Genomic DNA, 936 nt, shown 5'->3' on the forward strand with positions numbered 1-936 from the left:
CTCGGAATTTAGAATAGCTAATTTCAGCTACTTCACATTCAGACTTTGCTTTAACCCAAGCACTCCGCGAGTCCATATTGTCGAACAAGCCCATTTCACCAAAGAAATCACCCGTATTTAGATACGCCATGATCATCTCTCGCCCATCGTCATCCTCGATGATGACAGTCACGGAGCCTTTGATAATGTAGAACAGAGAGTCGCTTTTATCACCGGCATAAATAATAGTGCTTTTGCTGGGATACTTGCGGCGGTGACACTGACTCAAAAAGAAATCTAAGTGTTTGGTTTTACTTTCTACTGGTTTCAAGATCGTGGACATTTAACACACCTTTTTATGCACACATGCAAGCAACTAACAACTCGCTGACTCGCTTTTTTATACTCTGCCAAATCACTGTATCCGTCAAACGAACGGAACTAATAGTGCTCAGCAACTTATTGATATCTAAAAGTATAGACCAATTAATCAAATACACATTTTTTAAACGGCGATTGTCTTTTGTGTTAATCTCGCGGCACATTCAATGAAACACAGGTAGATTTATGAAAGCCGAAATTCGTTGGGGTGGCGAAGCCAAGTTTGTTGCTACCTCAGGCTCAGGCCATGAAATTACTATGGACGGACCACCTGATCACGGAGGTCAAAACCAAGGCCCTAGACCAATGGAAATGATGCTTCTAGGGCTTGGCGGTTGCACAAGCTTCGATGTAATGAGCATTTTGAAGAAATCCAGGCAAGATGTAAGCGACTGCGTTGCGCAAATCAACGCTGAACGAGCCGATGAGGTTCCCAGCGTGTTCACCAAGATTGATATCCACTTTGTAGTGACAGGCAAGAAACTCAAGGATTCGCTCGTCAAACGCGCCGTTGAACTATCTGCAACAAAATACTGCTCGGCCTCAATTATGCTTGAGAAGGCCGGTGTTGAAATC

Annotated in this window: 2 protein-coding genes; one reads left to right on the plus strand and one right to left on the minus strand. The window is 43.6% G+C overall.

From position 1 onward, the window contains the following. A partial coding sequence (locus A3750_RS18365; protein ID WP_156498719.1) for a cyclic nucleotide-binding domain-containing protein occupies nucleotides 1–322 on the minus strand: 322 nt, incomplete at its 3' end. Between the two features lie 224 nt (nucleotides 323–546). On the opposite strand from A3750_RS18365, the gene A3750_RS18370 reads away from it, so the two are divergent. Further along, the coding region (locus A3750_RS18370) for an OsmC family protein (RefSeq protein WP_068548581.1) at nucleotides 547–936 on the plus strand (390 nt) is incomplete at its 3' end.

The organism is Oleiphilus sp. HI0079 (assembly GCF_001635105.1).